Source organism: Paenibacillus sp. NPDC058071 (genome assembly GCF_042885235.1).
Lineage (GTDB): Bacteria > Bacillota > Bacilli > Paenibacillales > Paenibacillaceae > Pristimantibacillus.
Window position 1 is genome coordinate 71,481 of the sequence record NZ_JBHVSK010000019.1, and the last position, 23,047, is coordinate 94,527.

Sequence of the window (23,047 nt, forward strand, 5' to 3'; positions counted from 1 at the left end):
GTAGTTTTGCAGTAAGTATATAAGGCTAAGGAGTAAAGCTCAGGAATAACTCCGCTACAGCCGTTTTAGTGCAACGGAAATCATCAGTGACATAGATTGAGTGCACATAGATAAGGCAGGATAACATTAGGCTGCGGCAAATACACCAGTCGAAGATTTTTTCGAGAAGAGCAATACCTTAAACGTGTTCATGCAAATTGAAGATAAACGCTCGAGGATGGTAGGTTCGTTCGCATAATTCATCCGGTAAGCATATTCGTCCAAGTAGACATTCAAATATTTCTTCCCTATCCCACCAAAGGCAAGATTCAGCCAGTGTGCAGCTTTCCAAAAAATCTGCCTTACATGCTTAGTGTCACCGATTCGAAAAAGTTGATGAATAATAAAAGAATGAGCGCGATAATCGGGCATATATGTCTGCTTAAGCTGTCTCTCCCCGAAGAAAGTCAGTCTTCTGCCGCTCAAAAGAGAATCAGGAATGACTTTAAATTTAAAATAAGCCGGGCAAGAATCCGTACTAGATATAGCTGCCATTACAAGCTGCTCTTCTTTTTGTAATGGATAGGGCCGGCCATACTTCACAACTGCGGCTTTTGCATCGCCCATAAACAGCTGTTTTAAATCATGTTCGCTTATTGCATGACGGATCTTATGGAGCATCGACCATGCTGTTTTATAAGTAATATCAAAAAAACCGGAGAGCCATCGCGCATTAATAATGCAATCCGAACGTGTAAGAAAATATATAGTCAACAGCCATTTCCGGGCGGAAGTACGGCTTTTATCCATAATTGTGCCTGCTGTAAGCGTCGTTTGGTGACGGCAGCTCCTGCATTCATATAGAGGCGCATTGCGAGTATCAATCAGATAATAGTTTTGATGATGACATCTGGGACAATAAAAACCGTCAGGCCATTTCATTTTGGAGAGAAATTGTACGCAGCTTTCCTCCGAGAAAAATCTTTCATCAAACTCAGCGATCGCTTCTGCCAATCCCATTTTCCACACCCCCAAATAAGAACGTTTGTTCCTGTTATTAGAATATAGAACATTTGTTCCTTTGTCAATTACTGTTTAAAATAGTCCTAGTTTCCCTGATCAAAGGGAGCTTGAATAGTAAATAAGACAGAATACGTACGATCTCAACTCAAAAAACCACTACAAAATCGAATGCTCTTTATGGAAAGTTAACTGAGTAGAATTAACAGGACTTTGAATTAGGTAGATGTTCCGACAATATGATGTGAAAAGGGATTTGAGAAATCGATGCGTTTGGGAGAATTTTTGAATGGCGTTTGAGAGCGTGTGTATTGGTGCGGGTAATTAAGAGACGAGTGAAATTGGATGAGTAAGTTCAGTTGTGTTATGCCAGCGTGACTATTTCTGAGCAAAGGGAATATTGGATATAAGCGAAAAAACCTGCATTGCAAAAAGAGAACAAGAGAAAGAGAAAGAGAAAGAGAAAGTTGCCTAACAACATCACGTTTTATCTCAACAGTTCTTTACGAAAAAGTTTGCGGTATATCAGAGTGCAATTTAGTTAATCAGAGTAGAGTTCAGCGAACACTTTAAAAGCGGTAGGATCGGCAATTTCGCGCAGAATTCGAGGTAAATACATAAGGGTATCGTAACGGTACCGTTAGAGTCCAGCTCCAGATAACAAAAAAAACGACCGACAGCCGAAACATGCAAGTGTAATTTGCATGTTTCAGCAGCCGGCCGCTGAAGATACATATAGTCGTTACCGTGCTATGTCCTGATACACGGCGCCTTCTACAGGCTACAGACATAAAGCGGGTCAAGAAAGTCGCGCGTAAATGGGCGATTAACGGGAGGCGCGTTTCAATACTTTTACGCCATACGCTGGAAGCTCGATTCCGGATGGAGCCGCTCCACCGTCCAGCAAATCTTCGTATGTGCGTCCATCAAGCTCGACCGTTTCGGTGTTGCCGTTGAAGTTCATAACGAAAACATAATCATGCTCGCCATCGGTACGCAACTGAGCTGTTACGCCGTTCGGAAGTTCGGTATCAAGAACTTTGGTCAGAGCCTCGTCCTTGACGATTGCAGCAAAGAAGTCGGTGAAGAATGCTTCTTTATTACGGGACGCGACATAGTAGGCTTTACCCTTGCCGAAACGATTCACGGTTAATGCAGGGCGTCCAGCGTAGAAGTCATCGCCGTAAACAGCCAGAGCTTCCGCGCCTTCCAGATGGATCAAGTCGCAAAGCTCATGCGCGACGTATTCGCCTTTCAAGCCCAGGCCATTTCCTTCATTCATAACGACGCTGTTCGTTTCACCGTCGTACAACGAATCGATTTCTTCCGACCAGATGCCGAGAGTTTTGCGGAGCGGTCCAGGGAAGCCTTCCAAGAAGCACAGATCGCTTTCATTGACGATGCCCGACCAATAAGTTGTGATCAACGTTCCGCCGTTCTCGACGAACTTCTCGATCCGCTCGCCAACGCCCGGACGAATCATGTAAAGCATCGGTGCAACTAGCACTTTGTATCCGCTAAAATCGCATTCGGAGTTGATAATGTCAACCGGAATGCCAAGGTCCCAGAATGGACGATAATGACGGGCCATCATTTCTTCATAATGAATGCCGCCATTGCGCGGTCCTTGCGCGTCTTTAATGGCCCAACGGTTTTCCCAATCGTTAATGAGAGCAACTTCAGGTTGTACCGAAGTGCCAACGATTTCCGACAGATTCTCAAGCGCGTTTCCGACATCCGTTACGTCTTGGAATACGCGTGTATGCTCGTGGCCGACATGGTCGACGACAGCGCCATGGAACTTCTCGCTCGATCCCCGGCTTTTGCGCCATTGGAAATATTGAACCGTATCGGAGCCGTGCGCAATAGCCTGCAGCGAAGACAGCAAATGCATGCCTGGCTTCTTCAGCTTGCTGACCGGCTGCCAGTTCGTCGTGCTCGGTGCGCTTTCCATCAGCATGAACGGCTTGCCGCCCTTCAAGGAGCGGAATTGATCATGGTTGAACGCAAAGGATGCAGCAACCTCGCTTTGATCTTCGGAATTATGCCATTCTGGGTATGCATCCCAAGAAACAAAGTCGATCAAATCGGCGAATTTCCAATAGTTTACTTGCTCGTAATCGTACATCATATTGATTGTAACCGGCAATTCGGCTTTTACTTCCCGAAGCGGTACGATCTCGTTGCGCGTATAGTCGACCAATTGATCGGTACAGAAACGCTTCCAGTCTACGTTCATGCCGTGAACCGCATTTTCGCCACGGTTAGTCGGCGCGTCAATTTGATTCCAGTCAGTGTACGTATGGCTCCAGAACGTCGTCCACCACGCTTCGTTCAGCGCTTCCAGTGTAACGTACTTTTGCTTCAGCCATTCTCGGAACGCCTCGGTGCACAAATCGCAGAAGCATTCGCCGTTCAACTCGTTAGACACATGCCAGCCGATGACAGCAGGATGATCAGCGTAACGTTCCGCCAGCTTACGGTTTAGACCTGCCGTCTTCTCACGGTAAACCGGAGACGTTAGGCAATGATTGTGACGCGAGCCGTGCAGATTGCGGATACCGTCCGGAGTAACGCGAAGCACTTCCGGATACTTTTGCGACATCCACGCTGGTCTCGCACCGCTCGGTGTAGCCAACAGTGCATAAATGCCGTTTTCCGCAAAATTATCCAACAGCTTATCCATCCATTCAAACGTGTAGACGCCTTCTTCCGGCTCGAATGCCGACCATGCAAAAATGCCGACCGCCATAATATTGCTTTTCGAAAGCTTCATCAATCGAATATCTTCATCCAATATATCCGGATACTTTTGCCATTGATCCGGGTTGTAGTCTGCGCCATGCAGCATAAAAGGTGTTTTCGGACTAATCGGCGGGAATTTCTTACTCATCTCTAGGATGCCTCCAATTCAAATAAAAGTTGCAATTACCTCTTACTATAACTATATTCAAATTATAAATTCCTTACTCCCCTAATAAAATCATATAATTTTCTTATTTCTATCAAAATATGAATGTGAGGTAATGATTCTGGACACGATCTCCTTCCCGACGCTGACCGAAACGGACCAGCAGCTTCCTATTTTCTGCACTAGCGTAGGTCACTGGGACAACCAGGAATCGATTGATCGGGACAGTTTTCCTGATTTTCAGTGGCTGCAGGTAACGAGCGGCGAAGGCGGGCTTTACATTGGCGAGGAGCGGTTTAGCGTGAAAGCCGGGCAAGGCTTCTGCCTGTTTCCACATGTTCGTCATCGTTATTATGCCGTTCATGAGCCATGGGAAGTCTATTTTCTCAGTTTTAACGGCGCGATGGCCGAGGCGCTGCTTGGACAGGCAGGCATTCATCGGTCAGGCGTTTACTCAACGGCCGACGGCGAGATGATTGTCTCCCATTTGCGCAGCTTATATACATTAACGCAATCCGGCCGCGCTTTTCTCGGTATTGAATGCTCCAAGCTGGTCTATTTGTTTTTGCTCGATTTGATCAAGGTAATCATGGTTAGCTCGCAGTCGGCCGGTCAGCACTACTCCAAGCTGCAGCCCGTATTGCGGCATATCGAAGCCAACATCGGGAGTGTCATTACGATTAAAGAGCTCGCCGCTCAGATCGACGTTACTCCGCAATATCTATGTTTGCTATTCAAAAACGCCATGGGTCTCCGCCCGATGGCCTTCGTCAATCGAGAACGCATCAATCGCAGCAAGGAGCTGATGTTCCGCGAAAACGAACATAAAATGCAGGAAATCGCCGCGCTGGTCGGCTTCGAAAGCGCCAGTTACTTCAGCTATGTATTTAGAAAATATGAGGGGGTCAGCCCTGAGCAATTCAAAAAAATACACGGCATCCGATGATGCCGTGCTTGAATTGGACTGTATAGCAGCCGTCGTTATTTCAATTCCGGAATGACATATTGAGGCTCTCTTCCATAAAGCGCGTCGACCAAGTTACGGGCAGCGACCATCGCCATCCGGTTTCTTGTCGCATGAGTTGCCGAGCCGATATGAGGCAGCAACACAACATTATCGAGGGACAGCAGTTCATTGTCTGGGCTGACCGGCTCCTGCTCGTACACGTCGAGTCCGGCCGCGCGGATTGTTTTCGAACGTAAAGCTTCGATTAGCGCTTTTTCGTCTACTGTATCGCCTCGCGAAACGTTAATGAAGATGGCGCTGCTCTTCATTCGTTCAAACTGCGGACGGCCGATCAAATGCTTCGTCTCTGGCGTAAGCGGCGTCATTAACACAATAAAATCAGACTCCGCGAGCAGCTCGTCCAACGGCTGATAAACGACGCCCAGCTTTTCTTCCGTTGCCGGCTTCCGGCTGCGGTTATAATAAGCAACGTCCATGTCGAAGCCGAATTTCGCCCGCTTTGCAATTGCTTCGCCGATCCGGCCCATTCCGATAATTCCAAGCTTCGCATGGTGCACATCGGTGCCAAAAAGCTGCTCGCCAAGGCCACGCTGCCAATTGCCGCTGCGAACGAGCTGATCCAGCTCGGCCACTCTTCGAGCCGCCGAAAGCATTAATGTAAGCGCCAGATCGGCTACCGTGTCGTCCAGTACGTAAGGTGTATGGGTTCCAATAATGCCGCGAGCCTTCATCGCGCTCAGATCGTTATGATTATAGCCTACCGAAACATTGCTGACAGCGCGCAGCTTAGGCGCGGATTGGAGCAGTCTTTCGCTGACCTTATTACCGGATGTCATCAATCCTTCAACATCCGTCAAACGCTCAGCCAGCTCTTCACCGGTAATTGCCCGGTCGCCATCCCATATTTCGATCTCACAATGCTGCCGCAAATAGTCGGCAACATCTTCCGGCAGTTTGCTCGTTATGTACACTTTCGGTTTCATGGCAATCCCTCCCTGCAGTAGTAATCCCATTATAGAACGAAATGATCCGTTCTGGCGATCCCGGTTGCCTTTCTAATGGTTCATGACTACAATGAGAGAAGTTAAACATCTTGCAATCGCTTTATTTTTCAAAGGAGGAACCCGCGCTTGGAAGCTACGAATGAGCAAGTCGCCTATGAGAATCCGCTGCTCTCTTTAAAAATTTTCAACACCGTTCGCAAGCAGGGACTAATGACGAACTGGCATTATCATCGCCAGCTCGAACTCCTTTATATCGTCAACGGGCAGCTGGACTGTTATGTCGAAGAGGAAATGTTCCATCTGGAGTCCGGAGATGTCATCATAATCGGCACGTCCCAGCTTCACAGCGACCGCAGCCTGACTTCACTGGATTACATTGTGCTCCAATTCGATCTCGAGCCTTTCTTCGATCACAGCACTATTCCGTATATTCGTTATTTCTCGGAAACGGATCACCCGCTTAGCCAAGCCAACTATATATTCAAAGAAAGCCCACATGTGAAACAACAGGTCGGTGACTGCATTCGCAAACTATTGGAGGAAGCGACGCGCAAAGATATCGGCTACGAGCTGGCTGTGACTATGTACATCCGGCAAATACTGCTGCTGCTGCTTCGCAACGACAATCGCAAGGTGCTGTCCGAGCATTCGGACTTCGACAGAATTCGGCTAAAACCCGTTCTCGATTACGTCGAGAACCGTCTGCATGATCGGATTCAAGTCGAGGAAGTGTGCAAGCTAGCCAACATGAGCTACTATTACTTCGTCAAATTTTTCAAAAAAACAATCGGGATGTCTTTTACCGAATACGTCAATTACCGCAAAATCAAATGGGCCGAGCGTCTGCTGCTGACCAAGGACTTAAGCATATCCGATGTTGGCGAACGAATCGGGATGCCGAACATGGCCCATTTTTATAAGATGTTCAAGAAATACAACGACTGCTCGCCAAAGCAATTTCAGCGCAAAATGCTGGAATGGAACAAGCAATAAAAAACTCGTCCACCTTATTTTTTGGGTGCGACGAGTTTTTTTGGCATAACGAGTTTGTATCCGACGCCTCGAATCGATTCGATTTGCACGGACTGCTGCCCAAGCTCCAGCTTTTTGCGCAGCGAGCTAACATGGACGTCCACCGTCCGTTGGCCGCCGATGTAATCAAAGCCCCAGACAACATTCATCAAGTCGTCGCGGGTAATGACCATTCCCGGCCGCTGCACCAAATAGAGCAGCACCTCGAATTCTTTCGGACGAAGCGGAACGGTCTCGCCGTTGAGCAATACTTCGTACTTCTCCGGGTAGATCAGCAAATCTCCCGCTGTAATCACTTTGTCAGCTGATTCGACCGGCAAAGCGTCTTCTTGCTGCGTCCGTCTAAGCACGGCGGATACGCGCGCTAGCAGCTCCGCGACGCCGAACGGCTTCGTAATATAATCGTCCGCTCCCCGCTTAAGGCCTTGAACGACTTCTTCCTCCGCATTGCGGGCCGTCAAAATAATGACCGGCGTCCGTACGCCGCTTTGGCGAAGACGGTTCAAAATTTCAAAACCGTTCATCCCCGGCAGCATAATATCGAGGATAATGAGGTCGAAGCTGCGCTGCAATGCCATCTGCAGTCCTTCTCCCCCATGATCTATTACGATCGTTTCATAGCCTTCCTGTGTCAAATTATACGACAACAGCCGCGCTAGAGTCGGTTCATCTTCGATAACGAGCACTTTGTGCGACATTTTCTATAAAACCCCCAGCATGGAGATAATCGATGCAACCCTATTCTATCACGATTTCATTAATAATGTGTAAACGAAATTGAGGGAATTGACGATTATTGCTGAAGCACAGGCAATTCTATCACGAATGTCGAGCCGACGCCGACTGTGCTGGATACTGTAATCGTCCCTTTGTGCAGTTCAACCAAATGCTTTACGATCGAAAGTCCGAGACCCGTACCGCCTGAACTCCGGGAACGGGCCTTGTCAACCCGATAGAACCGTTCGAAAATGCGCGGCACATCTTTTTTCGGAATGCCGATGCCGGTATCGCTTATCTTAACGCCGATGCGATCGTCGTCAATCGCCCATACGACGAGCGATACCTTACCGCCTTCCGGCGTATAATTGATGCCGTTCGCAAGCAGGTTGATAACGATTTGACCTAGACGGTCCTCGTCCGCCTCCACGTACAAGCCGTTCTCCAGCTGTACTTCGAGCCGAATCGATTTTTTCTGCGCCTCCGGCTCCATCATCGTTACGATTTTCGCGATAAAAGCGTCCACCTCAACCGGCGAAAAATAAAGCGGTACGCGGCGCGATTCGATTTTCGACAGCTCCAAAATATCGCCGATGAGCCGATTCAACCGTTCGCTCTCGTCGAAAATGATTTGCAAGAACGAGCGAGCAGTCTCCTCATCTTTCACTCCGCCGCCGAGCAGCGTTTCTGCGAATCCTTTCACCGCCGCAACCGGCGTTTTCAATTCATGGGAAACATTCGCGACAAACTCGCTTCTCATGCGTTCCAGTCGCCTGATGGCCGTCACGTCCTGCAGAACGAGCAGCACGCCGCCAAATTCATTGACATCGTGATAGATTGGCACGATATGAAGCTCGAGCAGCCTTTCTTCCGGGAAATAGAACGTAATTTCTTCACGGATCGTCTCACGCAGCGTCAGACCCTCTTGAATAAGCTGCGAAAGCTCAAACTGCTGCTTCGCCTCGGCAAAATTTCGGCCAACCATCTCCTTCGATGAGAAGCCCAGCAATTCTTCCGCACGCCTGCTGATCAATACGATTTTACCTGTATCTTCAATCATGATGACGCCGTTGATCATATTGTCGAGGACGCTTTCCAGCTGACTTTCGTTCTCCCGAATACGCGTCATTTGAACTTCCAAGCTTTCCGCCATCGTATTGATGGCATGACCGAGCTCGCCGATCTCTCCGCGGCCGCGGTTGTCAACATTTACGCGCGCCTTATAGTCCATATGCTTAATGCGCTGCGCGACCCTCGTAATTTGCTCAAGCGGTCTCGTCAGGCTTAATGCGATTCGATAGCTGATGAACGCGGCGACTAAAAATAAAATGAGCAGCCCGATGATGAGTACCGTCCACAGTCTGTAAATGCTCTGCTCCACCTCGTTCAAGCTGACCGCCAATCGAATAACGTTGGAGGACGGATTGGACGGATCGGTCGCAATTGCAACATACAGCAAATTTTCTTTCAGCGTATCGCTGTACCGGATTTCCCGTCCAACACCCGTTCGATGCGCTTCAGCAACTTCCAGCCGGTCTTGATGATTATCCATCGATTTCGCTGCAAAATCAGAATCGCCCAGCACCGTGCCGTCACCGGCTATGAAGGTTACGCGCTCTCCCGTGTAGCTTTTCAGAACGTCCGCTTCATCCGTGAAATAAGGAATAAGCGAGGCCGTATCGCCTTCCTTCCAGTCCATTTTGGATAAAACAATTTGCATTTCGCGCACCATACTGTCTTCCAGCGTCTGGATATGCGTATCTTTGAACGTCTTGGCCATGATGAAACCAGCGGCCGTTACCGACAAGGCGATCATGCCAATCATAATAAAGGTCAGCCGATTGCGGAAACTGTTCATCGCGTTCACTCCATTGTTTTGAGATAAGGGTTAGTTCCGTTTTATCGTACATGTGCCGATGCCTCGGCGCCAGCTTTGTTTTTATTAAGTTTTTGTAAAACAAAATGGTGAACGGTCGCAAGCGGCTGCTGAACAAGAATCGACAGTACTACCGGCACCGCAGCCAGTGGGCTGAAGTAGCCGAGAGCGAGCACAATGCCAAGCGAAATGTTGCGCATCCCCGTCGAGTAAGAAACGGTTATTTGCGTCTCCGTAAGCCCTCTGTGCGCGGTCCCGATAAATCCGATCGCATAGCAGACCGCTACCAGCGCAATTACGAGCGGTATTAGCTTGATCATGTCGGCTTTCAACTGCTCGACATGAGGCGCTATCGCAGAGGCGTTAAGCGCGACAACTGCGACAAAGCAAAGCTTGGAGAGCGGTGCGGCGATCGGTTTTACCCTCTCCTGTATCTTGCCCTTTGTCCATTGATTAAGCAGCACGCCAATGACGGTTGGCAGTACGATAATGACGATCAAATCCATGACGAGCGGCATAATATCAATATCGACGGATGTATCGAAAAAAAGATGCAATCCCGCCGGAACGACAAGCGGACTAAGCGCTGAATCGAGTACAACCATCGCCAGCACGAGCGGCACGTTTCCGCCAGACATACCGACCCACAATACGGTCGATACCCCGAGTGGGATAATGGTAAACAACACCAGGCCGACGACGTAAGGCGAGTCAGAGCCAAATATTGCCGTTCCCGCTGCATAAGCAACTAGCGGCGATACGACATGCGCAAGCAGCAGTGTCCACAGCATAATGCCTGGCTTGCGGAGCACCTCTTTCAGCTGTTCCAATCCGCAGCCAATCGCCATGACGAGCGTTACGTAAGCAAACAGATACGGAACGGCCTCCGTCATTCCCTGCAAACTGTCCGCAAAAACAAAGCCCAGGACCAGCGATCCCGGGATAATTATAAACATAAAACGTTCAAAATAATGATTGAATTGCAGACCGAACTGTCTCGTAAGCCATCCCTCTTTTATCCGGTGATCTAGTTGACTTGCGTCTTAAGCTATATAATAGCATAGAGTAACAGATCCTCATATGCCCGGCCAAAGGAGCGTACTGAAATGGACAGCCATTTTTTTGCTTATATGTACCGTTTGAAATATATCGAGCGCTGGAGCCTGATGCGCAACACGACGAAAGAAAACGTTGCGGAGCATACGTTTCACGTCGCCTTGCTGGCCCATATGCTCTGTTCGATCGGCAATCGTGTGTATAGTCAAAGCTACAATGCGGATCGTGCCGTAACGCTGGCCCTGTTCCACGACGCTACTGAAGTGTTCACCGGCGATATCCCAACACCTGTTAAGCATCATAATCCGAAAATGCTTGCGAGTTTTCGTGAGATCGAAGCGATGGCCGCAGAGAGGCTGCTCGGTATGGTACCGGCAGAGCTGCAAGACGACTACGCCCCGCTGCTTGGCAAACCGACCGGCGGGGTGTTGTCCGAAGAGGACGAACGCCTGCTGCGTTTGGTGAAAGCGGCGGATCTGTTGGACGCCTATTTGAAATGCGTGTCCGAGATGTCCGGCGGCAACCGGGAATTTCAAGTTGCTATGGGCCAAACCGAGGCCGCTTTGCAGAAGCTGAACAGTCCGGAAGTGGAATGGTTTCTGACCCATATGGCGCCGAGTCTCGGCATGTCGCTGGATGAGCTTTCGGGTCCTCTATAATACGTACCACTATATATAAAAAAGGGTTCAGCTCCGATAAGCCGATATTACAACGGCTTGCGGAACTGAACCCTCTTTATGCTGCTTATTGGGGCATCTTTATTCTGCCAATGAAACGCTCCAACCAAACGGGTATGCGGCAGACAGTTCAAGCGGCAGCTGACCGGTCGGTTCGAGCTCGCCGGTCAGTACTTTTGCTGCCGATTGAAGCGCGAGCGGACGGCATTCGTATACGGCAATATATGCCCGTACATCCGGGTACACGCGTAGATCAAGCGGATTGCGAACCGATACCGCTACAGTGCGGTCTCCGGCAAGCTCGATGGCCCGCTTCGCAACGCGGCGCTCCGTCTCGTGCTTCGTTGCGTCATAGGTGACGACGACGATCTGCTCGAAGGAGTCCAGATCGGCAAGCGGATCGGCCTCGCTCATGCTCCGCTCGGTCACATTCCCCATCCGCGCTTGCAAGCAGCCGCCCAGCGTACCGTCGCCGGATAAAATTTCATCGGCAACCGATACCGGCTTGATATCGGGCCACAGCACCAGTGTACTCGCTTCCCGCTTCAAAGGCAGCAAGTCTCCCTCGTTTTTAACAAGCGTCGCTGAGCGCTCGCTCCACTTCAATGCGACCGCTTTGTTCGCGTCAGTCGCAAGCTGCTGCTCCGCTTGCTCCCACGGAACTAGCGCCTCGCCTGCGCGCAGCCCCCGTTTCAGCCGCAGCACGCGCTCCAGCGCTTCCTCGATGCGCGACAACGGCAAATCACCGCTCTCGACAGCGGCGACAACCGCTTCAATTGCAGCCGTTTGCTTCGTGATCGTATGGCTGACAAGCACCATGTCGGCCCCTGCGCGCAGCGCCTCAATCGAGCCTTGCTCCGGACCGTAGAAACGGTCGATCGCGTCCATCTCCAAGCAATCGGTTACCACTACGCCGTCGTAACCGAGCTCCTCGCGCAGCAAGCCGGTCAGAACTGCATGCGATAACGTCGAAGGCTTGCCGGAAGGCTCCAGCTCCGGCAAGCAGACATGCGCCGTCATAATCGCAGCGGTTCCCGCTTCGATAGCCGCGCGGAAAGGCCTCAGCTCGATCATATCGAGCCGCTCTCGGCCATGGGCAAGCACCGGCAGCGCATGATGCGAATCGACGGCCGTATCGCCGTGTCCCGGGAAATGCTTCACCGTAGCGGCGACTCCCGCCGACTGATAGCCGAGCACCGCTGCCGTCCCCAGCTCCCCGACTACGTCGGAGCGGTCGCTGTATGAGCGTACATTAATAACCGGATTATCCGGGTTATTGTTCACGTCGAGACATGGCGCATAGTTCATGTTAATGCCCAGCAGCCTGAGTTCCTCCCCGCATACGCGCGCCGTCTCGCGCGCGCCCTCGGCCGAGCCAGTCGCGCCCAGCGCCATATTGCCCGGCATGAGCGTCACACCGTCCACCAGTCTCGCCACCATGCCGCCTTCCTGGTCGATCGCAATCAGCGGACTTTCCTTGCCCGCGCGTTTGGCGATATCCATCAGCGACGACGAGAGCTGATGAACCTGTTTCGCGCTTTGCACATTGCGAGTGAAATAGATCGTTCCCCCGATGCCGTACGTCTCGATCAAATGCTTGATGTCCTTGCTCGGCTCGTAGCCGTGAAAACCGAATACGAAAAGCTGTCCCACTTTTTCTTTTAACGTCCAATTGCTCCATTCTCCGCTTGCTGACATGCTGTCCCCTCCTGAGCTCATTCGTTAATACTCCGCATACAGCTTTCAACTTGCACAATTCCGTTATCGCATTCTTCTTTCGGTCTTCAGGTCTCTCGCTTTCCGCCGCAAAGTGTTAATTCGTCGCCGACTGATGACCGTTTCGGTAATCGGTAGGATTTTCCCCCGTATATTTCATAAACACCTTCGTAAAATACCGCCGCTCGGCATAGCCGACTTCCTTCGCGATTTGCGAAATGCTTTTGCTCGTCCCGGACAGCATCGACTTTGCTTTCTCCATCCGCTGCTTGGTCACATACTCGATAAACGTCTCGTTGAACGTTTGCTTGAACAGCAGGCTGAAGTATGACGTACTCAGCCCTACGTGCGTCGCCGCTTCCTCCACGCTCAAATCGCGGAACAAATTGCGATCTAGAAAAAGCTTCACTTCGAGCATCGAACGCTCCGACTGCTTCCTCTTGTCTGTCGACTTGTCGGCAAGCGCACTGGTCACCTGCTGGATAACCGACAGCAAGTCTTTAATGCCGAATCGGCGGTCGAGCTTCTTCCAAAGCAACTCCTCCTGCTCTCGCGAGAAAATGCCCATTTCCTTCGTCTCTCGCATCAGGTTGACGACAAAGTAATGCAGCATCGGCTTGAAGCGGCCGACCGACGGCTCGCGAAGCAGCTGCAATTGCTTCGTCATCCGCTTCAGCTCATCATCTACCGTTGTAGCGTCGCCTCGCTTCACCGCGCCGATCAGCTTCTCCGATGTATCCCAGAACGCCTGATCCTCGCTGGAGGATACGGCCGACGAATCCGGGTAGACGGCGATCGGCTCCTGATTGGGCGCTAACTGCATCCCTTGCTGCACATGCTTATAGGCTTGAGATAACGAAGTAATTGGCGTCAGCTCCCGGTAAATGCCCGCGTTGAGCGACAGCTTGACATGGTTTTTGACAGCTGTCAGCAGCATGCCCGCCCAGTTCTTTGCTTGATCAATATGGAACGGCTGCGCTGGGTCGCAGTCGATCAGAACGCACCATTCCCCATCGCGGATTTGAATGACCGCATGACGGTAGCCGTTCTGCTGCAGCTTCTCGCGCAGCACGTTGCATACCGCAAAGTTCCAAAGCTTGCGTTCCTTGTCCGACCATTCCCGCCAATCCTTCGTCAGTTCGGAGCTGACGATCAGATCGAGCACAATCATTGCGTACTGCTGATCGAGAATCGACTGCTCCTCGCGTTCGATCAGCCAATTGCTGGTCGTCGCTTCAGTGTAATCCATCAAAATATCGTACAATATTTTCTCGCTGGCTAAATCGGTCATCTTGCCGAGCTTCTGCCGCTCCTCGCTCAATTGTTTTTTCTTTAGGCGCTGATTCGACATTACCCGGGCAATAACGCCGGTCAATTCATCGTATGGAATCGGCTTAAGCACATAGTCTTGTACGCCGTATTGAATAGCCGCCCTCGTGTAGGCGAAGTCCTGATAACCAGACAGCATAATAATATCGCAATCGAATTCCCGCTCCCGAATTTGCTTGACGAGCTCCAATCCGTCCATGACAGGCATCCGGATATCGCATAACACCAAGTCAAAGCAGTCGGATTCGAACAGCTCAAGCGCCTCCATTCCGTTCTTGGCAATGCCCGATACGGATAGCCCCAGCATCTCCCAAGGAATGACTTTCTCCAGGTTTCTTGTAATGTGCGGCTCATCGTCCACAAGAAGTACTTTCCCGGTCATTGCCGATCACCTCTGCTCTTCGGAATTGTGCAACGAATGACGGTGCCATACCCCTCTTCGCTGCAGATCATCAGGCCGAATGCCGGTCCGTAATGGATTCGCAGCCGATCGGCGACATTATGCAGCCCCAGTCCCCGGCGCTCGCCGAGCTCAGCGGCATTGCGCCGGACGCCTTGCTTCGTGCTGCGGTCCGCAAACTTGCGCAGCGTCTCCTTGCTCATTCCCATGCCGTTATCGCTAATAAAGAATACGATTTGATGGGCTTCCACCTTCACATCGATTCGTATTACACCTTTGCCGTCCTCGAAACCTTCGAAGCCATGCTGGATGCTGTTCTCGACAAGCGGTTGCAGCGTCAGCTTCAGCATCGTAAACGGAAAAGCCTCTTCCGTAACGTTAATCTCGTACGAGAACAGCTCCTCGAACCGATATTTCTGAATTTCCAAATAGCTGCGCACATGCTCGATTTCCTGGCTAACCGAAATTTCCTCCGAATCATGCATGCTCGTACGCAGCAAATTGCTGAGGCGGCGCACCATCTGCATAATTTTTCGGCCTTCGTTTTGCGCGGCCAGCGCGTTGATCGACTCCAGCGTATTAAATAGGAAATGCGGTTTGATCTGCGCTTGCATGAGCATCATTTCCGCGTGCTGCTTTCTTTCCTGCTCCGTCCGCACCTCGGTCAGCAAATCGCCCATTCGTTCAACCATACTGTTGAAGCTGTTGGCCAGCAGCACCGTCTCGTCTTTGCCATGCGCCGTTACCCGAATGTCGAGCAGGCCTTGCTCGACCAAACGCATTTTGCGCACTACTTTGACGATCGTCTTCGCGACCCGGTTAACGAAGAAGACGTTGAAAAGAATAGCCGACAGCACGCAAAGCGTCGTAATCATTACGATCCATTGAACGAGCCGAACGTTCTCGTTTGTCAGCGAGTTCCAAGACTTGACCGAAACGAGCATCCAGCCATTGCGATCGAGATTGAAAGCCGATACAAGGCTGTCTTCCTCGCTGAACTTGATTCTCGAGCTGGAATAACTGTCGATGCGCTGAAAATCGGCGTCCGTATACTGGCTGATTTTGTTTCCTTCCAGCTTTCTGTTGCTGTCCAGCAAAATCAAGCCTTCCTGATTAATGATGACGTATCGCGAATCTTGGCCTTCCGCGCTTGGATTCAGAAACGTATTCAGCATCGAATACACTTCCTCGGTCTTATACTGCGTAATCATAACGCCAATATCGTTGAAAGACTGAATATCTTTAACCAGCCTCATCTGCGTAAACAGAGGCGGCTCGACGCCAGTCAGCTGCTGCTGCTCATAAGGCCCGATCCATTTCGGCCGGCCGCCCAGCTTGAACGTTTCCTCATATAAAGGTTGTTCCTTCAATGTCTCGAACGTGATTGGCCGGAAGGTCGTCGGATCGTTCCGAAAGGCGCGAAACATATTGCCGTCAACGGAGTAAAGCACAACATAGCTAACCGCGGGATGCTGAAATAGAATCCGCTTCATTTCCTTCTCCGCCTGGTTGATCGCAATTTGCGCGCTCGGATCGTCGTAGGCATGCTTGCTGTACTTGAGCGTATCCTGTACCTCCGAGCTCGTCAGATTGCCGTCCGAAAGCGTGTCGAGCTCTTTAAAAAAGTATTGAATATTGCCCGCAACTGCCTTAAGCGAAATTTCGGTCTGCTCGCTATATTTTTTCTCTAACAGCGATTCGGAGTTAAGAAAGGATACGATACCCGAAGCCAGCATCGGCAGCAGGACGAGAAAAATGAATGCCAGCATTAGTTTCGGTCTCAAGTTCATTGCGTAAGGCCCTCCCGCCATTCCTGCGGCTCACGAGCGCAGACCGGCAGGACAGGTAGGCGCGCGCAGCGACTGGGACAAAAATAATCGATTTGGTATCGCGTCTGACGCGATGCTGGGTCTTCAAAAGCAATCGTAAAAGCGGCAAAAGGGTGTCCGAAGGAACACCCTTTATTCTCGCAGCTGCCTGGCGCGACGCCTACTGGGCTTCATTCGCTTTTCTCTGCTTCGCTTGAATTTTGGCAGCGACCTTCTCGGGCGTCGACACTTTGCCAATCAGCTCCTGCAGGCCAAAGTTGATTTCCGCTCCCACCGAAGGCTGTACGATGGCATCGTACGCCTTCCAAGAGGAAGAGGCATTCGCCATAACGGTCAGCACCTCGGAGGTAAGCGGATCGACGCCGGACAGGTCCGACAGCTTCATCGACGGCTGCAGCTTATCTTCGAAAAGCGTGCGCTTCTGCACTTCCTCCGTATAGAAGTTTTTAATAAACTTTTTTACCCCTTCGATCTGATCTGCATCCAGATTGGACGAGAAGCCGTAACCGTTCGAATAGGAAGCGTTGATCGATGTCTGATCGCCCGCTCCCCCTTCGATGGACGGAAACGGGAAGTAGCCGATTTGCCCGATCAGCCCCTTGGCTTCTTCGCCGGTGAAGCCGTTAACATCCCATGTTCCCGTAAATACCATCGCAGCTTTGCCGGATAAAAACTCCGCGCCCTGATCGGAATAAGGAAGCACGAGCGCCTCCGGCGTAAAATAGCCGCGATTGGCGATGTCCGCATAAGCGGCAAACCCTTTAACGAAGCCGGGATCTGTCCATTTCGCCTCGCCCGTCAACAGCTTGTTCATAGCGTCGATGCCGACGTAACGCTCCATGATCGTGTTCCACATCATCCCGCTGACCCAGCCGTCCTTCGCCGCCAAAGCGAAAGGCGTGTAGCCCTTCTCCTTGAGCGTATCCGCAAGCTTGATCAGTTCGTCCCAAGTAGCCGGAGGCGATAGATTCAGCTGCGTAAACAGCCGTTTGTTGTAAAATACCGCTTCGCTATATCCGCCGAAAGGCAACCCGTATACTTTGCCGTCGATCGTAAACTCGTCGAGGCTGACAAATTTGTCTCTAATGCCAAGCTCCTCGATGATCGGCGTCAGGTCGAGCATTCGTCCCGCCTTGACGTAAAGATTGAGATCGGCGCCGCCAAACACCTCAAATATATCGGGCGGATTGCCGACAGCCATTTCCATCTTCAGCTTTTGGTCGCGATTGACGATTTCGTCAATGCCCTCCAGCTTGAACGTCAGGCCGAGATTCTCCTCTTCCGTCTTCATGACGACATCCTCGAGTATGGCAAGGCGCGTCTTGCTTGTTTCCTTGATCTGCGTATGTCGGAGCGACAGCGTAACATCCTTCTTGTTCGCAGCCGTTATGCCTCCGGCCGCATGCTTGCCGTTGTCGGCGGTTGAACAAGCAGGGACAACGAGCAGAGCGGAAACAAGAAGGCCGGCGACCGCTGCACGCCTCCTGTTCATGTTGCAGACCCTCCTTCAGTGAATGTGCATGAACCAAGCTTCTATTTGCCTGACTTCTTTATTATAAATTCGCCTCTCCACGCGATGGAGGTCGAAAAAAGAACAGACAAGGGAGACAATTCTACTATTTTTCGGGCTAGGGATAAAAATATAAGCTTTTCGCTAATCACGCAGCCCTTGCACATGGGCTTTTACGGTTTCGTAGAAAGCCCGCCATTCCGCGTTCGCATCCGGATTCCCCGGTTCAGGCGCCGGCTCGCTATTCTGCGGCAAATCCGGCCCGCTCTCCTGCTTGCCGGTGCGGCGCTCTGCCATCACTTTATCCAGCTTGTCGCGCAGCTTTTCCTCCGTCATGGCCGAATCATCCCTTCATCCAGTTTTTGCGCAGCGAGAACAGCTCAGTCAATTCCTCCGTCGACAGCTCCGTCACCCATTGCTCGGACTGGCCGACAACTTGCTCGTTCAAGCTTTGCTTGCGCTCGATCATCTCGTCGATGCGCTCTTCCAGCGTGCCGAGCGTAATAAATTTATGCACCTGTACCTGCCTCGTTTGCCCGATCCGGAAAGCGCGGTCGGTCGCCTGATTTTCCACGGCCGGATTCCACCACCGGTCGAAATGAAAGACATGGTTGGCCGCCGTCAAGTTCAAGCCCGTTCCTCCTGCTTTCAAGGAAAGCACGAAGGCGCAGCGCGGAATGTCGGGATTTTGGAAGTCGGTGATCATTTGATCCCGCTTCGCCTTCGGCACGCCGCCGTGCAGATACGGAACCTCCAGACCAAGCTTCTCCTCCAGCAGCTTCTTCAGCTGATGGCCCATCTCCACGAATTGTGTAAAAATAAGGCAGCGTTCGCCCTCCGATGCGATTTCTTCGGCCATCTCCAGCAGCCGAGCCACCTTGTTGGAGCGGTCCTCCTCCCATTCCGGCGGCGCTTCTCCCTCCAGCAGCGACGGATGGTCGCAAAGCTGTTTGAGCCTCGTCAACGAAGCGAGAATCAGTCCGCGGCGCTGCATGGCACCGAGCGTATCCAGCTTCTCCAGCAGGTCAGAGACGATATTCTCATAGATTGCGCCCTGCTCGGCAGTGAGCGAAATATAGGTCTTCGCTTCGTTCTTCTCCGGCAGCGACAGCATAATGGCAGGGTCCTTCTTCACCCTCCGCAGCATGAACGGTTTCACCCAGCGCTGCAGTCCAGCGATCATCTCTTCGTCTCGGGTCCGTTCGATCGGCGCTACGACCGTCTTGCGGAATTCACCGATTCCGCCCAGATAGCCTGGATTGATAAAATCATAGATCGACCAAAGCTCCGTCAACCGATTTTCCATCGGTGTACCGGTCAACGCAACCCGGTGCCGGGCAGGCAGCCCGCGAATGGCCGTCGATTGCTTTGTGTACACGTTCTTAATATTTTGCGCCTCGTCCAGGCATAAAGCATCCCATTCGATGAGGTGCAGGTCCTCCTCGTCCAGTTGTGCAAGCGAGTAAGAGGTGATGACGAGATCGGCTTCGCGAACAGCCTCTGCAAAGTCATCCCCTTTATCTCTTTTCGGCCCGTAATGAAGATGAACGCGCAGCGTTGGGGCGAATTTCTCCAATTCCTTCTGCCAGTTGCCGATTACCGAGGTCGGGCAAATGAGCAGCGACGGCGTCGTTGTCTGATCCGCCTTGCTCTCGCGTACGTAGGCCAGATAGGCCATGAACTGAATCGTCTTGCCGAGTCCCATATCGTCGGCCAGGCAGCCGCCTAGCCCGAATCGGCGTAAAAATAGCAACCATGATACGCCTTGAAGCTGATAAGGCCGCAGTTCGCCGAGAAAGCTTTCCGGCTTCTCAATCAATGGAATGTCTGCAGATTGCTGCAGCTGCGCCAGCCATTTCGCCAAATGCTCGTTCAGCTCTACTTCCGCTCTGAGGCCGGCTATTCCGTCCTCATCCTCTTCAGCAGGAGCACCGCCCATCAAATGCATTTCCATAACGTCGCGGAAGCTGAGACCCTTCTTCTTGCCAACCCGCTTCATCCAGTCGCGGATCTGCGCAACGTCTTGCGGATCGAGATGAACCCATTCGCCGCCGATATTCATCAGTCTGCGATTTTCCTCGGCCATCCGCATAAATTCGGCCTCCGACAAGTCGACGTCGCCCAGCGCCATACGCCAATCGAACTGCACGATCTGATCAAGACCGAACATCGGCTGCGATTCCGAGCCGACCGACGACTTCAGCTTGGCGCGCAGCCTCAGCTTGCGGGAGCGCACCGCCTCCCACCAGCTCGGCAGCAGCACTGGACAGCCTGCTTCCAGCAAAGCGATGCTCGACTTCTCCATGAACTGCCAGGCATCATTGTCGGACAACGCCGTTCGGATAGTTCCCGACCGGTCTTGGTCCTCCCAATCAGGCAAAGCGGCAAGCCATTTTGCCTGCTCCTTTTGCAGCTTAGGTCCAAGCAGCGGCAGCCATTCATCCGGCAGCGAAGCCGGCTCCCCATCGGCCTCTGCCTCGTCTCTCCAACGCCCTTCCTCGCCTTCGCTGCGGAGCGGAATCCACGGGCCGCCGTCACGGTTTTGAACTGCCGGACGAAGCCTCCAGCCATACCCCTCTCCAGGCTCCACCAATTGCAGCGCCGTCTTGAACGGCAGCGAATCCTTGCGCAGGCCGATCGCGATCAGCCAATCCTCTTCATCCGCTGCCTTTCGCATTAACGCCAGCTCGCCGCCGGCAGCGGCCCCGACCCGGCGCCATACTTCTTTCGCCGCATCGCTCTGCTCAATTGTCTCTTCTATCGCCCCGGTCAGCCAATCTGTCGCTTCGGCAAGCCCGTCGCCGTCCGTTCCGGTTTCCGCAAGCGTCTCCCATTCGCGTCGAAATTCAGCTTCCGCTTCCGGGAGCGCAAGCCGCCATGCCCGTGCCTCCTCTGACCAGCCGTTCCAGTCCGGCTCGAACCAGCCGTTCAGGAGAGCTTGCCGAATAAGCTCGGCCAGTCTCATCAGGCGCTGCAGCCGCGGCGACCATTCCGCCTGGAGCAGCTTCGCATGCTTCGGCGACGACAAGTAGTCGACGGCCAGCAGCGGTGAAATTTTCAGCAGCTTACGGTCGCCCTGCTGTACGGTTTCCACCTCGGTCCCGTACCAGGACGCCTTATGCCAAGCGAACAACGCCGACCGAAACCGCGGCGAGGATTCTCCACGATCAGCCGGCGTCAGCATGATCGCCCCTTTACCGTCCTCCTGCTGCGCCCAGAATCCGTCAACGACTAAAGAACGAGTGCCAATGAATGATTTCATTTCGTCAACTTCCCTTTCCACAGCTCTTCCTGAAATGCCCGCAGCCGCTGGTACTTCTTCACGGTTCCAGCCAAGTACATATCCCATTTCTCCGTATTCTTCTCTGCCTTATATAAACGCTCCAGCTTCTTGAGCTGTTTGACCGCCATCCGGTAGCCTTGACGGTTTCGGGAAGCCATACATTCCTCGATCGATTGATGATAGAGAGGCAACAAATATTGCGGCGCCGCCTTCGTCACTTCCTTTAGGTCCTGCACGCTCAGATCATCCGGCTTCATGCCGAGCAGCAGCTGCAGATCGGCCCATTCCTCGTATTTTTTGACCGCAAGCCAATGATCGGATAGCTCCATGTACGAATGCGGAAGCAGATCGGTCATATATGCGGACCACCTCGGCTCCTCCGGCTGATCCTCGTCGGCCCTTCTGCACAGCGTTACGAACGGTCCGATTGTTCTTCCGCTGCGGTACGGATAGATGCGCTCGTACAGAAAGCTCATCCAATCGCCGAAACGCTCCCAATCGCCTTCCTCCAGCCGCTGCGCGGCGCACGGATAGATCACTTTTTGCGAGCGTTGAAAATCGGACTTGCCGAAATGACGGATGGCTTCCGCATCCCGGCCGGCGAAAAAACTGAGCATCGCAATCGCCGAATGAACGAAGGAGCGGTTAATATCCTCCTCGTCCTCCTGCGGGCTTTCCGGCAGCTGCAGCAGCCGTTCCAGCTCCTCCTCGTGCCAATTTGCATTCTCGGACATTTTCTCGCACAGCGCCAAATAAATATAACCCCAATCGAAAAGCTGCGATTCGGTCTTCAGCGCCCGCTCGAACGCAATTCGAACGATATGGCCGATCCATTCCTGCTGCGCGTCGTCCATTGCCTGCGGCTCCAGCTCCAATGCGAGCGAATAGTAATGAGCGACCCAAGGCTCCGCCATGCGCATGAACGACATTTCATGGTAGTAACGGCTGAACGTGTCAACCGATTTAATTGCGTATTCCGCTTGTTCCAGCACGAACAAAATGGCATTCATCCAGTGCAGGCGCTGCATCGGCAGCTCCCAGTCCTTGGACGAGCCTTTGAGGGAAGAGAGCACCGGTTGAAGCGCGTGCAAGGAATGACGGCAATTCGTCCACACCCGCCCGTACTCCTGTTCTATCCAGCTTTGCCAATCAGCCGGAGAGTCTTCCTCCGAAGGATGGACGGCCGATGCGGCAGCGGTCATTCTCGCCGTCGTATTCACAGCTGCCGCTGCACCCGCTGTTGTTAGCTCGGACAGCGGATCGAGCCCAAGCAGCCTGCGATAGGCCGCTTTTGCCGCCAGTCCCGTCTTGTCCTCTATATTTAGATAAGCGAAAAAGACCGCCGCCATATGCTTGCAATAGCCTCCAAACGGGCATGTGCATTTGCTGTATCGGAATTGGCCGGCGTCCAGCACGATCGCATACACGTCGGAGCCTTGCACCGCGCCGTAAAGCGTATGGTCGTCCGCCTCCTTTACGTTCATCACATTGCCGCTGCGGTAGTAGTCCCAACCGCGCTTAATGAGCGTTTCATTCAACGAGTCGCCAAGCCCGCTCTCCATCATTTTCAACAAATTCATATCGAGACTCGCCAAGCTGTTCACCTGCTTTCCTTGCCATTGCCTATTCTTACTATTATAGCATAAGAAGAAGCGCGATTGCCTAAGATCGAACGCCGCGGAGCGTCCGTTGTGCTATAAAAAACAGCCTCTTCCTGTACGCCGGCTGCTTACGGCTTTGG

At 52.2% G+C, this 23,047-nt stretch carries 16 protein-coding genes; 3 read left to right on the plus strand and 13 right to left on the minus strand.

Features of this window, described 5'->3' with window-relative positions; translation table 11 throughout:
* Positions 1 to 126 precede the first annotated feature (126 nt).
* Complete coding sequence (locus tag ACFVTB_RS23470; RefSeq protein WP_387754783.1) at positions 127 to 999, minus strand: transposase; 873 nt, start codon at positions 997 to 999, stop codon at positions 127 to 129.
* An 826-nt stretch (positions 1,000 to 1,825) separates the two neighbouring features.
* Complete coding sequence (locus tag ACFVTB_RS23475; protein WP_387754786.1) at positions 1,826 to 3,892, minus strand: beta-galactosidase; 2,067 nt, start codon at positions 3,890 to 3,892, stop codon at positions 1,826 to 1,828.
* A gap of 133 nt (positions 3,893 to 4,025) precedes the next feature.
* On the opposite strand from ACFVTB_RS23475, the gene ACFVTB_RS23480 reads away from it, so the two are divergent.
* Positions 4,026 to 4,856 carry a helix-turn-helix transcriptional regulator gene (locus ACFVTB_RS23480; RefSeq protein ID WP_387754788.1) on the plus strand — a complete coding sequence of 277 codons (831 nt, stop codon included), beginning with the start codon at positions 4,026 to 4,028 and terminating at the stop codon, positions 4,854 to 4,856.
* A 35-nt stretch (positions 4,857 to 4,891) separates the two neighbouring features.
* Here the strand turns inward: ACFVTB_RS23480 and ACFVTB_RS23485 are convergent, their stop codons facing one another.
* Positions 4,892 to 5,860, minus strand: coding sequence for a 2-hydroxyacid dehydrogenase (locus ACFVTB_RS23485; RefSeq protein ID WP_387754791.1), 969 nt, complete (start codon positions 5,858 to 5,860; stop codon positions 4,892 to 4,894).
* 147 nt (positions 5,861 to 6,007) lie between these two features.
* Between ACFVTB_RS23485 and ACFVTB_RS23490 the strand changes: the two genes are divergently transcribed.
* Positions 6,008 to 6,874: a helix-turn-helix domain-containing protein gene (locus tag ACFVTB_RS23490; RefSeq protein ID WP_387754794.1), complete on the plus strand. Its 867-nt coding sequence runs from the start codon at positions 6,008 to 6,010 to the stop codon at positions 6,872 to 6,874.
* Positions 6,875 to 6,888: 14 nt separating this feature from the next.
* Here the strand turns inward: ACFVTB_RS23490 and ACFVTB_RS23495 are convergent, their stop codons facing one another.
* The 3 genes from ACFVTB_RS23495 to ACFVTB_RS23505 all read right to left on the minus strand — a co-directional run bounded on the left by ACFVTB_RS23495 (position 6,889) and on the right by ACFVTB_RS23505 (position 10,399).
* Positions 6,889 to 7,611: a response regulator transcription factor gene (locus tag ACFVTB_RS23495; protein ID WP_387754797.1), complete on the minus strand. Its 723-nt coding sequence runs from the start codon at positions 7,609 to 7,611 to the stop codon at positions 6,889 to 6,891.
* A 95-nt stretch (positions 7,612 to 7,706) separates the two neighbouring features.
* Positions 7,707 to 9,488 carry a two-component system histidine kinase PnpS gene (pnpS, locus tag ACFVTB_RS23500; protein WP_387754799.1) on the minus strand — a complete coding sequence of 594 codons (1,782 nt, stop codon included), beginning with the start codon at positions 9,486 to 9,488 and terminating at the stop codon, positions 7,707 to 7,709.
* Between the two features lie 41 nt (positions 9,489 to 9,529).
* On the minus strand, positions 9,530 to 10,399 hold the full coding sequence (locus tag ACFVTB_RS23505) for a bile acid:sodium symporter family protein (protein WP_387754802.1): 870 nt from the start codon (positions 10,397 to 10,399) through the stop codon (positions 9,530 to 9,532).
* Positions 10,400 to 10,612: 213 nt separating this feature from the next.
* Between ACFVTB_RS23505 and yfbR the strand changes: the two genes are divergently transcribed.
* Entirely contained in the window at positions 10,613 to 11,221 is a 609-nt protein-coding gene (yfbR, locus tag ACFVTB_RS23510) for a 5'-deoxynucleotidase (RefSeq protein ID WP_387754805.1), read from the plus strand.
* Positions 11,222 to 11,320: 99 nt separating this feature from the next.
* Here the strand turns inward: yfbR and ACFVTB_RS23515 are convergent, their stop codons facing one another.
* From ACFVTB_RS23515 to ACFVTB_RS23545, 7 genes are all read right to left on the minus strand, one after another.
* Positions 11,321 to 12,937 carry a glycoside hydrolase family 3 protein gene (locus ACFVTB_RS23515; RefSeq protein WP_387754807.1) on the minus strand — a complete coding sequence of 539 codons (1,617 nt, stop codon included), beginning with the start codon at positions 12,935 to 12,937 and terminating at the stop codon, positions 11,321 to 11,323.
* 115 nt (positions 12,938 to 13,052) lie between these two features.
* On the minus strand, positions 13,053 to 14,666 hold the full coding sequence (locus tag ACFVTB_RS23520) for a response regulator transcription factor (RefSeq protein WP_387754810.1): 1,614 nt from the start codon (positions 14,664 to 14,666) through the stop codon (positions 13,053 to 13,055).
* Positions 14,663 to 16,474, minus strand: a complete 1,812-nt coding sequence (locus ACFVTB_RS23525) for a cache domain-containing sensor histidine kinase (RefSeq protein ID WP_387754813.1) — start codon at positions 16,472 to 16,474, stop codon at positions 14,663 to 14,665. Before ACFVTB_RS23525 ends, ACFVTB_RS23520 begins: the two co-directional genes overlap by 4 nt.
* Before the next feature lie 199 nt (positions 16,475 to 16,673).
* Positions 16,674 to 18,005 (minus strand): ABC transporter substrate-binding protein, encoded by a 1,332-nt coding sequence (locus ACFVTB_RS23530; protein ID WP_387754816.1) that lies wholly within the window; start codon positions 18,003 to 18,005, stop codon positions 16,674 to 16,676.
* Positions 18,006 to 18,167: 162 nt separating this feature from the next.
* Positions 18,168 to 18,359 carry a hypothetical protein gene (locus tag ACFVTB_RS23535; RefSeq protein ID WP_387754819.1) on the minus strand — a complete coding sequence of 64 codons (192 nt, stop codon included), beginning with the start codon at positions 18,357 to 18,359 and terminating at the stop codon, positions 18,168 to 18,170.
* 7 nt (positions 18,360 to 18,366) lie between these two features.
* Entirely contained in the window at positions 18,367 to 21,285 is a 2,919-nt protein-coding gene (locus tag ACFVTB_RS23540) for a DEAD/DEAH box helicase (RefSeq protein ID WP_387754892.1), read from the minus strand.
* Entirely contained in the window at positions 21,282 to 22,886 is a 1,605-nt protein-coding gene (locus ACFVTB_RS23545; protein ID WP_387754821.1) for an SWIM zinc finger family protein, read from the minus strand. The genes ACFVTB_RS23540 and ACFVTB_RS23545 overlap by 4 nt, the downstream gene beginning before the upstream one ends.
* Between the last annotated feature and the right edge of the window lie 161 nt (positions 22,887 to 23,047).

What these genes read in the sequence shown, in the direction of transcription:
- ACFVTB_RS23530 (WP_387754816.1), bottom strand. Translation starts at nt 18,005, where the DNA reads ATGAACAGGAGGCGTGCAGCGGTCGCCGGCCTTCTTGTTTCCGCTCTG.
- ACFVTB_RS23495 (WP_387754797.1), bottom strand. Translation starts at nt 7,611, where the DNA reads ATGTCGCACAAAGTGCTCGTTATCGAAGATGAACCGACTCTAGCGCGG.
- ACFVTB_RS23540 (WP_387754892.1), bottom strand. Translation starts at nt 21,285, where the DNA reads ATGAAATCATTCATTGGCACTCGTTCTTTAGTCGTTGACGGATTCTGG.
- ACFVTB_RS23505 (WP_387754802.1), bottom strand. Translation starts at nt 10,399, where the DNA reads ATGACGGAGGCCGTTCCGTATCTGTTTGCTTACGTAACGCTCGTCATG.
- ACFVTB_RS23545 (WP_387754821.1), bottom strand. Translation starts at nt 22,886, where the DNA reads ATGAATTTGTTGAAAATGATGGAGAGCGGGCTTGGCGACTCGTTGAAT.
- ACFVTB_RS23470 (WP_387754783.1), bottom strand. Translation starts at nt 999, where the DNA reads ATGGGATTGGCAGAAGCGATCGCTGAGTTTGATGAAAGATTTTTCTCG.
- ACFVTB_RS23475 (WP_387754786.1), bottom strand. Translation starts at nt 3,892, where the DNA reads ATGAGTAAGAAATTCCCGCCGATTAGTCCGAAAACACCTTTTATGCTG.
- ACFVTB_RS23520 (WP_387754810.1), bottom strand. Translation starts at nt 14,666, where the DNA reads ATGACCGGGAAAGTACTTCTTGTGGACGATGAGCCGCACATTACAAGA.
- ACFVTB_RS23515 (WP_387754807.1), bottom strand. Translation starts at nt 12,937, where the DNA reads ATGTCAGCAAGCGGAGAATGGAGCAATTGGACGTTAAAAGAAAAAGTG.
- ACFVTB_RS23525 (WP_387754813.1), bottom strand. Translation starts at nt 16,474, where the DNA reads ATGAACTTGAGACCGAAACTAATGCTGGCATTCATTTTTCTCGTCCTG.
- ACFVTB_RS23535 (WP_387754819.1), bottom strand. Translation starts at nt 18,359, where the DNA reads ATGACGGAGGAAAAGCTGCGCGACAAGCTGGATAAAGTGATGGCAGAG.
- yfbR (WP_387754805.1), top strand. Translation starts at nt 10,613, where the DNA reads ATGGACAGCCATTTTTTTGCTTATATGTACCGTTTGAAATATATCGAG.
- pnpS (WP_387754799.1), bottom strand. Translation starts at nt 9,488, where the DNA reads ATGAACAGTTTCCGCAATCGGCTGACCTTTATTATGATTGGCATGATC.
- ACFVTB_RS23480 (WP_387754788.1), top strand. Translation starts at nt 4,026, where the DNA reads ATGATTCTGGACACGATCTCCTTCCCGACGCTGACCGAAACGGACCAG.
- ACFVTB_RS23485 (WP_387754791.1), bottom strand. Translation starts at nt 5,860, where the DNA reads ATGAAACCGAAAGTGTACATAACGAGCAAACTGCCGGAAGATGTTGCC.